6 protein-coding genes and 1 riboswitch are annotated in these 15,554 nt (G+C 49.7%); all 6 genes read left to right on the forward strand.

Going from position 1 to position 15,554, the window contains the following annotated elements; translation table 11 throughout:
* Positions 1-1,995: a hydantoinase B/oxoprolinase family protein gene (locus tag BTA31_RS18195; RefSeq protein ID WP_076793431.1), complete on the forward strand. Its 1,995-nt coding sequence runs from the start codon at positions 1-3 to the stop codon at positions 1,993-1,995.
* Between the two features lie 2 nt (positions 1,996-1,997).
* Positions 1,998-3,080: an ABC transporter substrate-binding protein gene (locus tag BTA31_RS18200; RefSeq protein ID WP_043925439.1), complete on the forward strand. Its 1,083-nt coding sequence runs from the start codon at positions 1,998-2,000 to the stop codon at positions 3,078-3,080.
* Positions 3,081-3,089: 9 nt separating this feature from the next.
* Complete coding sequence (locus tag BTA31_RS18205) at positions 3,090-4,208, forward strand: ABC transporter ATP-binding protein (protein ID WP_076793435.1); 1,119 nt, start codon at positions 3,090-3,092, stop codon at positions 4,206-4,208.
* Positions 4,195-5,061 (forward strand): ABC transporter permease, encoded by an 867-nt coding sequence (locus BTA31_RS18210; RefSeq protein ID WP_076793432.1) that lies wholly within the window; start codon positions 4,195-4,197, stop codon positions 5,059-5,061. The genes BTA31_RS18205 and BTA31_RS18210 overlap by 14 nt, the downstream gene beginning before the upstream one ends.
* The gene (locus BTA31_RS18215) at positions 5,054-5,866 is read left to right on the forward strand and encodes an ABC transporter permease (RefSeq protein WP_076793433.1); all 813 of its coding nucleotides are present in this window, start codon (positions 5,054-5,056) and stop codon (positions 5,864-5,866) included. Before BTA31_RS18210 ends, BTA31_RS18215 begins: the two co-directional genes overlap by 8 nt.
* Before the next feature lie 467 nt (positions 5,867-6,333).
* A riboswitch (cyclic di-GMP riboswitch) is annotated at positions 6,334-6,420 on the forward strand.
* Between the two features lie 182 nt (positions 6,421-6,602).
* Positions 6,603-15,554: lichenysin non-ribosomal peptide synthetase LicA (licA, locus tag BTA31_RS18220; RefSeq protein ID WP_076793434.1), on the forward strand; the 8,952-nt coding region annotated here is incomplete at its 3' end.

Raw genomic sequence — 15,554 nt, forward strand, 5'->3', positions numbered from 1 at the left:
ATGCGCACAGATCCTGCTCGGCTGGAAATGATGAGAAGCTACTTTAACGCGATAGCCGCGGGAATGGGGCACGTTATTGAACGGACGTCCTTTACCACATTTGTAAAAGAATCAGCTGATTTCGCTACTGCGCTTGCGACGCCGGAAGGGGAGTTTTTCGTTTATCCGAAAACGGTCGGCGTCACGATTTTTTTAGGGCTTTCATTAAAACGGGTCATCGAAGAAAGCGGCCCATTTGAACCGGGAGACATTATCCTCACAAACGATCCCTATACAACGGACGGATTGGCGACTCACTTGCCTGATATTCATGTGGTGAAGCCGATTTTCATGGAGGGCGAGGTCATCAGTTATGCATGGTGTTTTGTCCATTGCAGCGATGTCGGCGGCCTTGTCCCGGCAAGCATCTCGCCGACAGCGACAGACATCCATCAGGAAGGCCTGAGGATACCGCCGGTAAGGATTTACAAAGCGGGAAGAGAAAATCGCGATATATTGAATGTTTTGCGGGCAAACAGCAGAGTTCCCGACTTAAATGAAGGGGATATTCATGCGATGGTGGCTGCGGTCAATACGGCGGAGAATCGATTGACAGAGATGGTCGGAAAGTTTGGAAAAGAAGCGGTCCAACAAGGAATGGATGATTTGCTCGAACAAGCAGCGATGAGAGCCGGCCGGGTTATCAGCAGGATTCCGGAAGGCACATACAGTTTTTCAGATTACCTTGATGACGATATGATTTCTGACGTTCCGATCCGCTTGGCTGTTACGGCAAACGTCTCAGGAGGGGAAATCACATTGGACTTTTCAGACTGTGATCCCCAGGTGAAAACCGCATTTAACCTTGTCACTAATGGAAGCAAACATTCATTTCTATATCAGGGCCTGATCAACTATATCATAAGTGAAGACCCGTATATTCCGATTAACGGGGGACTGACAAGGCCGATCAAAGTTATCGCTCCAAAGGGTACGCTGGTTCATCCGGAATATCCAGCGGCGGTCGGCATTCGTCATTCGATCACGATGAGACTTTATAACGCTGTACTGGGCGCTTTGGCCAAGGCGCTTCCGAAAGCTGTGCCTGCAGCAGGCGCCGGTCAGTCAGCGATTGTCGTACTGTCGGTCCCCGACGAATCAACGGGCGGCCGAAAGATGTCGGTGGTCGAACCGATGGGAGGCGGAGGAGGCGGCCAGCATGACATGGACGGAGCAGACGGAATTGACCATGCCTCCGGATTTTTGAAAAATACGCCGATTGAAAGCCTTGAACAGCACATTGACATCCATGTTCGCCGCTATGAGCTGATCAAAGATACCGCCGGAGCCGGTTTTCACAGGGGCGGCCATGCAATCGGGCTGGAGTTTGAAGCGGCGGATCCAGAATCCATTGTGACCGCAAGAGGGATGGAGAGGATGCGTTTTCATCCGTGGGGGCTCGCCGGGGGAACGGCAGGAGCGCTCGGGCGGGTGCGCCTTTATCCGGATCAGCCTCAGGAGAAAACGATTTCTAAGATCGACGTGTTAAAGCTCAACAAAGGGGATGTTCTCAGCATTCATTCACCTGGCGGCGGAGGCTGGGGAAATCCCTTCAGCCGGGAAGCTGAATCGATTTTGAGAGAAGTTGACGCGGGCTTGCTGAGCCCGGAAGCGGCCTATCACCAATACGGCGCGGCTGTAAAAGAAAACGGTGCAGGCTCCTTCATGATTGATCTGGAAGAAACAGCTGAAATCAGAAAAAAGAAAGCAGGCGAACATCGGAAACAATGGGATTTCGGAATCGCCAGAGAAGAATACGAACGGTGCTGGACAGAGGAAGCCAGCAGCACATTGGCCCGGCTTCTGCGACGGCTCCCGGCTCATCAAAGATCACATGTTAAACATTTAGTCCACCGTTATTTTTCAAAAGAACATAACGGTTCGATCAGTAAAGGCGACGTTGCGGCCGCTGTGGAAAAACTGGCTGGCAAAAATAACACGGGAATGGTGAGATGACAATGAAAAGTAAAATTTCTGCTTTATTTATTCTGTCTCTTGTATCGGTGCTCCTCCTTTCGAGCTGCGGCGGAAACGGAAGTCAGGAAAGCAAACAATCAGATACAGTCGTTATCGGCGTCTATGGGGGCGATTGGGAAAAACATATCAAGCCGAGCCTTAAATCTTTTGAAAAAGAAACAGGGCTGAAGGTCAAAGTCGTCGCAGGGACAGACTCTGAGTGGTTTACAAAGCTCAAAGCATCGAATGGCAGAAATGCTCCGTATGATCTCTTAATCCTGCAGCCGGATACGATTCACAGGGCACAGTCGGCGGGATTGCTGGCGCCGATCGATCAGGAAAAGGTTCCGAATGTCAGCGATCTGTACCATTCCGTTCAGAAACGTTTCACTGATGATGGAAAGCAGTATGCGGCCGGTTTCAGTATGGGACAGCTCGGAATTGTCTACCGAAAGGATCTTGTACCACAGGAGCCTAAGCGCTGGACGGATCTTTGGAACAGCAGCTATAAAGGTCATGTAGCCATATCATCGCCGGCTTATTCGGCGGGACTTCAGTTTTTTGTAGGATTAATCAATGCCCAGGGCGGCCTGGAGTCAAATGGGAAAGACGTGGATAAAGCGTTCAACAGTTTGGCGGATTTAAAGAACAACATAACGGCCTATCCCGATAATCCGGGCTCGATACAAACGCTTCTGGAGCGCGGGGATGCATGGGTTGTTCCGTTTTGGGACGGACGCGCTTTTTCTTTGCAGGATGCCGGTCTTGACCTGGGATTTGCATACCCTGAGGAAGGTGCAGTCGCAGCAGTTGCCAGCTGGGCTTTAGTGAAAGGAAGTCCTAATCAGGATAACGCATACAAGTTGTTAAATCATCTGCTCAGTCCAGAAGTGCAAGGAGATTTTGCCGATAGAACGTTTTACGGCATGGCCAATAAAAAAGTGAAATACAGCGATAAATTAAAAGGAAAGATCAAAGTAGGGGAGGACTATTACAGGAATTTAAAATGGGTTGACTATGAAGTTGCTGCAAAAGATCTAGGCGATTGGACAAATCGCTGGAATCAAGTACTTGGCGGAAAATAGGTGACAAACATGAGTGCAATTCAGATTCAGCATGTCAGCCGGCATTTCGGAAACACCATCGCATTGGAAGACGTACAGCTTGAAGTCAAAGAAGGGGAGTTTTTCTCTCTTCTCGGTCCGAGCGGCTGCGGAAAGTCAACGCTCCTTAATATCATTGCCGGGTTCCTTGAACCGACGTCAGGTTTTGTATATATAGGGGGACGAGATGTAACTGATTTGCCGCCATACGACCGACATATCGGAATGGTATTTCAGGATTATGCTTTATTTCCGCATCTCAGCGTATTTGACAATGTTGCATACGGATTGAAAGTTCGAAAATGGCCCCGCCGCAAGATTGAAGAACGGGTGATGGAATCCCTCGCTCTTGTCAGGCTTGAAGCGTTTGCCAAACGCATGCCCCGTCAGCTGAGCGGGGGCCAGCAGCAGCGGGTGGCGATTGCCCGGGCATTGGCCGTTCAGCCGTCTGTGCTTTTGCTTGACGAGCCGCTGAGCAACCTGGATGCGAAACTTCGAAAAGAAATGCAGACGGAGCTGCGCAGCATCCAAAAGCGCGTCGGCATTACAACGATTTTAGTGACGCACGATCAGGAGGAGGCCTTAAGCTTATCAGACAGAGTTGGAATCCTTGGATGCGGCAGGCTTCAGCAGCTCGGCACTCCGTTGGACGTGTACCGCACGCCTGCCAATCAATTTGTCGCCGAATTTATCGGACAGGTCAATTTGCTGAAGGCGCGTGCGTCGGAGATACAGCCTTCATCGGGCGGTTACGGCTACGAAGCAGTCGATTTCGAAGTGTATGAAGGCGTTCCGCTGACTTTTGAAATCAACCAGAATCTCTTAAAAAAATCCTCTGTATTGTTCATGGTGCGGCCTGAGAGAATCTCAGTCTCCTTCGAGAAGCAGAAGAACAGGCTGATTGAAATGCCTGCAACGTTAACGGAAGTCAGCTATGCCGGGCATGCTCTCAGGCTGAAAGCCGCTGTTTTCAAAGGAGAATGGATCATTCAGGCGCCCGATCCTCAATTTCCAAGATTGCCGAAGGCGGGAGATCAAGTGTATCTTTCTTTGGAGCCGGACGATTTTGTTCCGCTGGATGTTAAGGAGGATGCAGATGGGTGCTGTTGAACAAAAACGATTTTATTGGTTTTTGCTTGTTCCTGTCCTTTTATTTCTCGGCGTTTTTCTCATTTTGCCGCTTGTTCTGCTGCTGTTTTTAAGTTTCAGAGACGTGGACGCAATGATGAATACCCTCGAAACATATAGTTTTTCTCAATATGTCGAAGTGTTTTCTTCAGACATTTATTTAAAAACAATCGGTATAACGCTTTGGACGGCGTTGAAGACCACTGTTCTATGCCTTGTGATGGCGTATCCGGCGGCATATTTACTCGTTAAGGCGCCAACCGGCAGGCTGCGGGCTTTGTTTTACATTTTGCTTGTTTCTCCTTTATTGACCAGTGTGGTCATTCGGACGTTTTCCTGGATTGTGCTGCTTTCGCAAAACGGGATCGTCAATGAGGTGCTTATCAGCATGAAGGTGATTGAAAAGCCCCTGCCGCTTTTATGGAATATGAACGCCGTCATCATTGCATATGTCCAGGTTATGCTGCCGTTTGCTGTGCTGCCGCTCGCCGGTTCTTTAAGCGAAATGAAACCCGATCTTAAATTTGCTTCGATGAGCCTTGGAGCGGGGAGGCTGCGGACATTTTTTTTCGTGACCTTGCCGATGACGGTTCCGGGAATGCTGACAGGAGCAATGATCGTGTTTTCGCTTTCTGCCGGAAGCTATATTACGCCTCTTCTCGTCGGGGGGAGGATGCAGCCGCTCCTGCCGTTGTCAATCTATCAGCAGGTCATGCAAGTTTTTCATCTTCCTCTTGCAGCCGCTATGGCGATTACTTTATTAGCCGTTGTCAGCGTGGTTATCGGAATCCTTGGTTTTTTCCAAAAGCGTTGGGAGGCGAGAATAAATGGGTAGGCGATTCCGCCGTCTGTCTGGGGGGAAATGGATTGATGTGTGTGTTTGGACTGCGGGTTTATTGGTATACCTTTTTTTGGCGCTGCCTGTCTTTGTGATCATACTGTCGGCTTTCAGCCCGGACGAATATCCGAAGTTCCCGCCATCAGGCGTCTCGCTGCGCTGGTTTGCCGGAGTTTTCAGCAGCGGCGGCTGGATGGAATCGATTTGGGTCAGCTGTCTGCTGCTCCTCGTTGTAACGCCTCTTGCGGTGATCCTTGGAACAGTTGCAGCCTATGCATTGGCGCGGCTCAACTTTCCTGGAAAACAGGCGATTCAGGCTTTTATTTTATCGCCGTTGATGATTCCCCAAATCGCATTAGGCGTGTCATTTCTCTATTTATTGACAATGATTGGGATGAACGGCACGTTTGCCGGGCTGGCCGCCGGGCATATGCTGATCAGCCTTCCGTATGTTGTTCGGACGGTCGGAGTCAGTATGGCGAACGTTGATCCGAAGCTTGAACTGGCATCCATGAATCTCGGCGCAGGCCCTTGGCATACCTTTTTTCATGTCACCTTGCCGCTCATTAAACCGGGAATCATTGCGGGAGCCGTTTTTGCCGCAGTAACGTCATTTGGAGAAATATCAATCAGTCTGTTTGTTTCTTCACCGGCTGTCACGCCTGTACCGGTTCGCACGTTCAGCTATATTGACCAGACGTTTGATCCGAGCGTTAATGCGATTTCGGTTATTTTTATCACAGTTTCAGTGATTGCGCTGATCATCATCGAGCGGACGATCGGACTCTCAAAATCCTTGTAGCAGGCGAAACTCAGCCTGCTTTTTTGTATGGAACATCGGAAGTATTTCAAGATACCGTTTAGAATGGGACAGTTCAGCAAATTTACCGTTCTGCTTCAATGTTTTCGCAAGCCGGTTTGTCTTTTCTCGTCAGTTAAAACGGCCGGGTAAAAGAAACGTTTTAATTGAATGAACATTGTAAAAGGAAACGCTGAAGCTTTTACGGACTTTCATGATTTATTTATGAAGTCAATGCTGTTATTTTAATATTTTAATATACTCTTTATCTAAGATTTGGAATTTTTTGCGGGTTTAAACGTTTTTTTTCGTTTTCCCGCATATTTTTTTGTTAATTTCGGGATCACGCATTAACATTCATGAACAACATTCGGCATCCCGCATGAAACTTTTCACCTATTTTTCGGTGAAAAAAACAAAATTTTCATTTAAAGTGAACTGTGAGCAGAAAATGAATTTATATCAATAAAAGCAGATAAAGGCAAACCTGCGGAAACGCAGGGACGCAAAGCCATGGCCTAAGGTGCTGACGGTGCTAAGGTTGACAGGTTGCCGAATAAACAGGGAGTTCGCCCGTTTTTATTCGGGTGGGCTCTTTTCTTTTTATTTCCAATATATTGTTTTATTGGAAACGACAAATCTGTGACAGCGTTTTTCGCTCATCGCAAACCGCAACATTGCATTGCGGCTTGGCTGTTCGCATCGTCATACATAACAAGAGATAAAGGAGGAGTAAAGAATGGGAAACACATTTTACCCGCTGACACATGCTCAAAGGCGAATTTGGTACACGGAAAAGTTCTATCCCGGCACAAGTGTTTCAAATTTGAGCGGCTTTGGAAAATTAAAATCTGCATCCGGAATCGATTCCGGGTTATTGACTGAAGCGATTCGCCAGTTTGTTCGTACGAATGAAACCATGCGATTCAGGCTGATGTTTGATGGAGGGAATGAGCCGAAGCAGTATATAGCGGAAGACGAACCTTTTCAGATTGAATATTTTGACGCTTCAGAAAGCGAAGGAGCAGACGGCGTTCTTAAATGGGGACAAGCTGAGGCGCGCCGGCCCCTGCCTTTGTATGAAAATTCGCTTTTTAAATTTGCCGTCGTTCGCATCAGTGAAGAAGAAAGCTGGTTTTTTGCAAAAGTTCATCATATCATTTCCGACGGTATTTCCATGACGATCCTGGGCAACCGGATTACAGACATTTATTTGAAGCTTGCCAAAGGGGAAACCGACCTCGAACCTATACAGTCATCATTTACGGAGCATATTCAGAGTGAATTGGAGTATGAAAATTCGAAGCGGTTCCAGAAGGATAAAGCATATTGGAACACACAATATGAAGTGATTCCGGAGCCTGTATCGTTAAAAGCGAGCGATACGTATCAGATCCAATTGGATGCAGCTCGCTTTTCAAAAGAGATTTCCCCTGCCCTGTATAAAAAAATTCAAACGTATTGTAATGAACACAACATAAGTGTTCTCTCCCTGTTCCTATCCATTCTGCACATTTATATGCACCGGGTAACCGGACAAAAAGACGTCGTTATCGGAACATTTATGGGTAACCGGACAAATGCAAAAGAAAAACAGATGCTTGGGATGTTCGTGTCGACGATTCCGATGAAAGCCTCCATTGATGTACACCAAGACTTTAGTGCATTTGTGCAGGAAAGAATGAAAGACCAGCTGAAAATCATTCGGCATCAAAAGTATCCGTACAATCTGCTGATTAATGATTTGCGGGAAAGACAGCCGCATGTCAGTAAATTGTTCGCCGTCTCACTGGAATATCAGGTTATGCAATGGCAGCAAAAAGAAACGGTGTCATTTCTTACTGATCCGATTTTCAGCGGCAGTGAAGTAAACGATATTTCCATTCACGTGAAAGAGAGATGGGACACCGGGACGCTTGCGATTGATTTTGATTACAGGGAAGAGCTTTTTACCTGCGAAGAAATGGCCGTTTTATATGAACGGCTGATGACGCTGCTTGAAGATGCCCTGCTGTCTCCGCAAAAAACAATCGCTGAACTGGAGATTGTTCCCGCTTTTGAAAAAGAGCGGCTCTTGAAGCGTGCATCAAGCCAAACCATTGCATATGACAGGAACATGACCCTGCACGGTTTATTTGAACAAAAAGCAGCCGATCATCCCGAAAAAACAGCGGTTGTATATGAAGGACAAAAACTTTCGTACCGCGAGCTGAATGAACAATCGAATCGCTTGGCAAGTGCGCTTCGGAGAAGAGGCATCGGGCCTGACGCTCCGGCTGCGATAGTGATGGAGCGGTCAGAGCGGGTCCTCACGGCGATGCTGGGCGTTTTGAAAGCCGGCGGAGCTTATGTACCGATCGATCCCGGATTTCCGGAAGAAAGAATCCGTTTTATGCTGGAGGATTCAAAGGCGAAAGCGGTTATCACAGACAGCGGGCTGACTTTTGAAACGGCCGAAACGGTGCGGTTCAGCGAAGCGCTTTTTGAATCGCGGGAAAACGGCAATCCGTCTTCAGCGGCAGGCGCCGGGCACCTTGCATATATCATTTATACTTCCGGAACAACGGGCCGTCCAAAAGGCGTCATGATTGAGCACAGGCAGGTTCACCACCTTGTAAGAGGGCTACAGCAGGATATTGGTACATACGATCAGGATGATTTGAAACTGGCACTTCTGGCACCGTTTCATTTTGATGCTTCCGTTCAGCAGATTTTTACGTCTCTATTGCTCGGCCAAACGTTGTACATCGTACCGAAAAAGACGGTTTCCGACGGACGCGCTTTATCGGCTTATTACCGCCGGCATCAAATTGATGTGACAGACTGTACGCCGGCTCATTTGCAGCTTTTGTCTGCCGCTGATGATCTTTCAGGCGTCAAACTGAGGCATATGCTTGTTGGAGGAGAGGCTTTATCAAGGGTTGCGACGGAAAGGCTGCTTCAGTTATTTGCAGAAACAGCTGAATCCGTGCCTGCTGTTACGAATGTTTACGGACCGACGGAAACTTGTGTGGATGCCTCTTCTTTTACGATGACAAACCGCACAGATCTTCAATACGATACCGCCTATGTACCGATCGGCAGGCCGATAGGAAACAACCGTTTTTATATTTTGGATGAAAACGGTGCACTCCTTCCTGATGGTGTAGAAGGGGAATTGTATATTGCAGGAGACGGAGTCGGCCGAGGCTATTTGAACTTGCCTGACATGACCGCAGACAAGTTCTTGGAAGACCCGTTTGTCCCCGGAGGTCTCATGTATCGAACAGGGGATGCTGCACGTTGGCTTCCTGACGGTACGGTTGATTTTATCGGCCGAAAAGACGATCAAGTGAAAATCCGCGGCTACCGGATCGAGCTTGGCGAGATAGAGTCGGTGCTGCAAGGAGCTCCTGCTGTCGGAAAAGCAGTTGTCCTCACGCGGCATGAAACCGGCGGCAGCCTTGAGGTTTGCGCTTATGTCGTGGCGAAACAAGGCGAAAAGATTCACCTTCAGGTGCTGAGGGAGCACTTATCCAAGCATCTACCCGACTATATGATCCCTTCCTGCTTTGTCGAGCTTGATGAAATACCGCTGACAGCAAGCGGCAAAGTCGACCGGAAAGCACTGCTTCGCCATGAAGTCTCTGTCAGCGGGACTGCAGAGTATGCGGCGCCGAGAAATGAATATGAAGAAAAAATGGTAGGTATATGGCAGGAAGTGCTCGGAGCTGAACAAGTCGGAATCTACGACCAATTTTTTGACCTGGGCGGCCATTCTCTCAAAGCGATGACCATGCTGGCAAAAATTCATAAAGCTTTCGGAGTCGAGGTTCCGTTGCAGATCCTATTTGAAAAGCCGACAGTAGCGGCGCTGAGCGACTTTGTTTCTGAAGCGGAGAAAGACGGATTCACGGTTATTGAACCTGCGCCGGAAAGTGACGATTATCCTCTCTCTTTGGCGCAGCAGCGAATCTATATCGTCAGCCAGCTGGAGGGTGCCGGAGTCGGCTACAATATGCCGGCCGCGGCGATGCTTGAGGGCACCCTTGATCTTCAGCGTCTTGAAGCTGCTTTTCAAAAACTGATTGATAGGCATGAGGCGCTGCGCACTTCGTTTACAGTTGTCAATGGCGAGCCGAGGCAGATCATTCATCAAACGGTTCAGTTTAGGATTGAGAAAGTCGAGGCAGAGGACAAGCCGGTCGAACAAATGGCGAAATCTTTTGTCCGCCGCTTTGATCTTGCCAAAGCTCCGCTGATGAGAGCAGGCCTCGTCCGTCTTGCTGACGGCAGACATCTGCTGTTGTTCGATATGCATCATCTCGTGTCTGACGGCGTGTCGATTTCGATCATATTGAATGAACTGGCCGCACTGTATAAAGGGGAGGAACTGCCGGAGCCGCGCTTGCATTACAAAGATTATGCCTTCTGGCAAAGGACGCAGGCACAAAAAGGCTTTCAAAAAGAAGAGGCCTATTGGCAAAACGTGTTTGCCGGCGAGCTTCCCGTACTGCAGCTGATGACGGATGAGCCGAGGCCACCTGTTCAAAGCTTTGAAGGAGACAGGGTATCCGCAGTCCTGCCAAAAGACGTGAAAGAAAAATTAGCCGTGCTGGCAGAGCAAAACGGCGCAACATTGTACATGGTCATGCTGTCTGCGTACAACATGCTTCTTGCAAAATACTCCGGGCAGGAAGATGTGATCGTCGGGACGCCGGCGGCCGGCCGCAGACATTCCGATCTTGAAGGAATCATCGGCATGTTTGTCAATACGCTGGCGATCCGATCAAAAGTAGACCCGGGCAGTACGTTCGCAGACTTCCTCCATGATGTGAAGAAAACGGTAATCGATGCTTTTGAGCATCAGGATTATCCGTTTGAGCGGCTTGCGGAAAAGTTTGGTGCATCGCGCGATTTAAGCCGTCATCCCGTCTTTGACACGATGTTTATTTTGCAAAATGCATGGGAAGACATTCCGCTGCTCGGCGATTTGCACCTCTCGATTTATAAAACGAACTTCAACATTGCAAAATTCGACCTGACGCTGCAGGCAAAAGAAGAGCAGGGAGAATTGATCCTCGATTTGGATTACAGTACGAAGCTGTTTAAAAAAGATACGGCTGAAAGGATGCTGAAAGCATACTTGAACCTTCTGGAGGACATGACGGCTGATCCGCTGCGCAGGATCGGCGAGTACAGCCTTTTGACAGAAGAGGAAACGAATCGTCAACTCGTCGCGTTCAACCCCGCGACAAGCGATTATCCGCGGGAGAAAACGATCGTTCAGCTATTCGAGGAACAGGCGGCAGAAAGAGGCGGTTATCCCGCCCTGCAATTTGAAGACAAAGTATGGTCATATGATGAGCTCAATCGGAAAGCGAACCAATTGGCAAGGCGCCTCAGCGAAAGAGGTGTGCAGGGCGGTACGACGGCAGCCATTCTTACCGCCAGGTCGGCTGAAATGGTCATTGGCATTCTCGCTGTGCTGAAAGCCGGCGGGGCTTATGTGCCGATCGATCCCGATCATCCGGAAAAACGTGTGCAACATTTCTTCAAGGACAGCGGAGCGGCGGTTCTTTTAACGCAAAAGACGATGAAGCCGCTCGCTGCGGCGGCTGAATTTGGCGGCGAGATCCTATTTCTGGAGGATGAACATCTTTATATTGGAGATACATCTGATCTGTGCCTTCCGATTTCTCCGGAAGCAATGGCAAATCTAACATACACATCTGGAACGACAGGGACGCCGAAGGGCAATATGGTCTCTCACCGGAATATTTTGCGTACGGTAAAAAACGCAAATTACTTGGAAGTGATGGAATCCGATATCGTTCTTTCCATTTCAAATTATGTGTTTGACGCCTTTATGTTTGATGTGTTCGGTTCATTGCTGAACGGCGCCAAGCTGGTGATCGCTCCAAAAGACACGATTCTTGATATGAGCCGGCTCGCACATGTACTCGAAAAAGAAAAGGTTACCGTCTTAATGATCACGACCGCATTGTTCAATCTGCTGACAGACATGCGGCCGGACAGTTTGAAAGGACTCCGCAGGGTTCTGTTCGGCGGCGAACGTGCATCTGTCGATCATGTCAGAAAAGCCTTGAAGACAGTTGGCAAAGGGCGGCTGCTTCATATGTACGGCCCTTCTGAGAGTACGGTCTTTACAACCTATCATCCAGTTAACGAAGTGCCGGACGATGCTCAGGCTATTCCGATCGGAAAGCCTGTCAGCAATACGGAGGTTCTGATTCTTGATTCATTCGGCAATGTACAGCCGGCAGGGGTTGCAGGAGAATTATGCGTCAGCGGAGACGGCCTTGTCCGCGGCTATTTTAACCGCCCGGAACTGACGGCTGAAAAGTTTACAGCGCATCCGTTCAAGACCGGCGAGAAGATTTACCGGACGGGTGATATGGCGAGATGGCTTGCCGACGGATGCCTCGAATTTATCGGCCGGATTGATCATCAGGTCAAAATTAGAGGACAGAGAATCGAGCTGGGCGAAATCGAGCACCATCTCCTCACGCATGACATGGTTCAGGAAGCCGCTGTTCTTGCTGTTGACAGCGGGGCGGGAGATCAAATGATCAGTGCATACTTTACAGCCGATCAGGAGCTTTCAAGTGAAGAGCTTCGCCGACATGCGGCAGAAGGTCTGCCAGGCTACATGATCCCGTCCGTGTTTATGCAGCTGCAGGAGCTTCCGCTCACAGGCAATGGAAAGGTTGACAGAAGGGCGCTGCCTGAACCGGATGTCGCGCAGGCCGTGCAAAAGGAATATACGGCGCCAAGGAGCCGCACAGAAGCACAGCTTGCCGATCTTTGGCAGGAAGTGCTCAATGTACCGAAAATCGGTGTGCATGACAATTTCTTTGAACGTGGCGGACACTCTTTAATCGGCATGACGCTCATCGCCCGCATCCAGCAAGAGATGAATGTTGACCTGCAGCTGAAAGATTTGTTCCAGGCGCCGACAATCGAAAGCCTGGCACAGGCGGCGGCAAAAGCTGAGAAAAAATCAGCCGTTTATATTGAAGCGGCGCCGGACCAGGAAACGTACCCCGTATCGTCGGCGCAAAAACGGCTGTACGTCCTTCAGCAGATCGAAGGCGCTGAGAAAAGCTATAACATGCCGGCCGTTCTCCAGCTTGAAGGAAAGCTTGACCTGAAGCGCCTCGAGTCTGCTGCGCAAATGCTGATCAAGCGCCATGAAGCATTCCGCACGACGTTTGAAATCAGGGACGGCGAACCTGTTCAGCGGATTTGGGAAGCTGCGGAATTGACCATTGATGTCATCGATGCAGATGAACAAGAAGCGGAAAAGCTGATAAAAGAGTTCATCAGGCCGTTTGATTTAACAAAGGCCCCGTTATTTAGAATGAGCATCATACGTGTCACGGAAGAAGAACATCTTTTGCTTGTCGATATGCATCATATCATTTCAGACGGTGCTTCCGTCAGTGTGCTGATCGATGAGATGACAAGGCTTTATGCGGGAGAGGCGCTTGAACCGCTGAGGATTCAGTATAAAGACTTTTCTGTATGGCAGCAGCATCTGCTGACAGAACGGCACAAAATGCAGGAGGAATACTGGCTCAAGGAGCTGGACGGCGAACTGCCTGTTTTGACGCTCCCGACAGACCATCCGCGTCCTTCTGTTCAAACGTTTGAAGGAAGCCGTCTCAGCTTTGCGCTGAAACCGGAGCTTGTCCAGCAGCTGAGAAGACTGGCGAAGGAAACGGAAAGCACTTTATATATGGTGCTCGCTGCCTCATACAGCGCGTTTTTATCCAAACTGAGCGGACAGAGCGAGGTCATTGTCGGCTCTCCGGCTGCCGGGCGGCCGCATGCTGATTTGAGCCGTATCATCGGCATGTTTGTCAATACGCTTGCGATAAGAACGCGTCCTGAAGGAGACAAACCGTTTTCTGCATTCCTTGAGGAAGTGAAAGAAACGACGCTCGGCGCATTTGAGCATCAAGATTACCCGTTTGAAGAACTCATCGAAAAGCTGAACATCCAGCGCGATATGAGCCGAAATCCGTTATTTGATGCCGTCTTTTCAATGCAAAATGCCGATTTGAAAGACTTATCAATGGATGGGGTCACACTTAAGCCGTATGATTTTGCTCATCAGACCGCGAAGTTTGATCTGACGCTGACAGCGGCGGAAGAAGACGGACTTCTCGTTTTTGAAATGGAATACAATACAGCTCTCTTTAAGCGCGAATCGATCGAACGCTGGAGCAGGTACTGGGTCAACCTGCTCGAAGCGGTTGCTGAAAACGCGGATGCCCGCCTGTCAGAGCTTTCGCTTCTGAATGAAGCGGAAAAACGGCGGATCGTCCAAAAGTGGAATGAGACGAAGTTGGCTGTGCCGCAGGACAAAACAGTCCATGAACTGTTCGAAGCGCAAGCCCTTCGCACGCCTGAACGTGGGGCAGCGGTTTACAACGGCGTGAAGTGGACGTACAAAGAGCTGAACGCGCGGGCGAACCGTCTGGCCCGCCTGCTGATCGAAAAAGGGGTCCGTCCTGAACAGCGGATCGGGATCATGGTCAAGCCTTCGCTTGAAATGACGGCCGGCGTGCTCGCGATTTTGAAAGCGGGAGCGGCCTATGTACCGATCGATCCCGGCTATCCGGCCGAGCGAATCGGATACGTGCTGAAAGACAGCGGTGCAGAGTTGCTTTTGACGCAAACAAACATAGCCGTACCTGAAGAATTCAGCGGTGAAACGCTTCTTCTCGATTCGATACTGAGCGAAGAAATCACAAATGATGATGAAGTGAACCCGCAGGCAGATACACAGCCAAACAACCTGGCATACTTGATCTACACATCGGGCACGACAGGCCAGCCGAAAGGCGTCATGGTCGAACATCAGTCGCTCGTGAACTTGTGCCATTGGCATAACAATGCATTCGTGGTCACCGAACAGGACAAAAGCGCGAAATATGCCGGCTTTGGCTTTGATGCTTCCGTCTGGGAAATGTTCCCGTACTGGATCGTCGGGGCGGAGCTTCACATCATCGCTGAATCGATCCGAATGGACATTAAGCGCTTGAACGAATATTTCGAAGAAAACGGGATTACGATCACGTTCCTGCCGACACAGCTGTGCGAACAGTTCATGGAGCTGGACAACCAGTCGCTGCGCGTGCTGCTTACGGGCGGAGACAAGCTGAAACGGATCGAAAAACGGAATTACACACTCGTCAACAACTACGGGCCGACGGAAAACACGGTCGTTGCGACGAGCACGGCGATCGATCCTGATGAAGGGATGCTTTCGATCGGAAAGCCGATCGCCAATACCCGGGCGTATGTGCTTGGGCAAAACAACGAAGTCCAGCCTGTCGGCGTCGCGGGCGAGCTGTGCATCGCCGGCCGCGGGCTTGCGCGCGGCTATTTGAACAAGCCGGAGGAAACGGCGAAGCGTTTTACGGAAGACCCGTTTGTGCCGGGCGAGCGCATGTACCGGACGGGGGACGCGGTCAAATGGCTGGAAGACGGGCGGCTTGAGTACATCGGCCGGATCGACCAGCAGGTGAAAATCCGCGGCTTCCGGATCGAGCTTTCTGAAATCGAAGTCCAGCTCGCGCGGCTCTCTGAAGTGCAGGAAGCCGTCGTCACCGACATCGAAGATGCCTACGGCAACAAAGCGCTGTGCGGCTACGTCGTTGCGAACGAACAGCTTGATACA

The organism is Bacillus haynesii, assembly GCF_001969855.1.
GTDB classification, from domain to species: domain Bacteria; phylum Bacillota; class Bacilli; order Bacillales; family Bacillaceae; genus Bacillus; species Bacillus haynesii.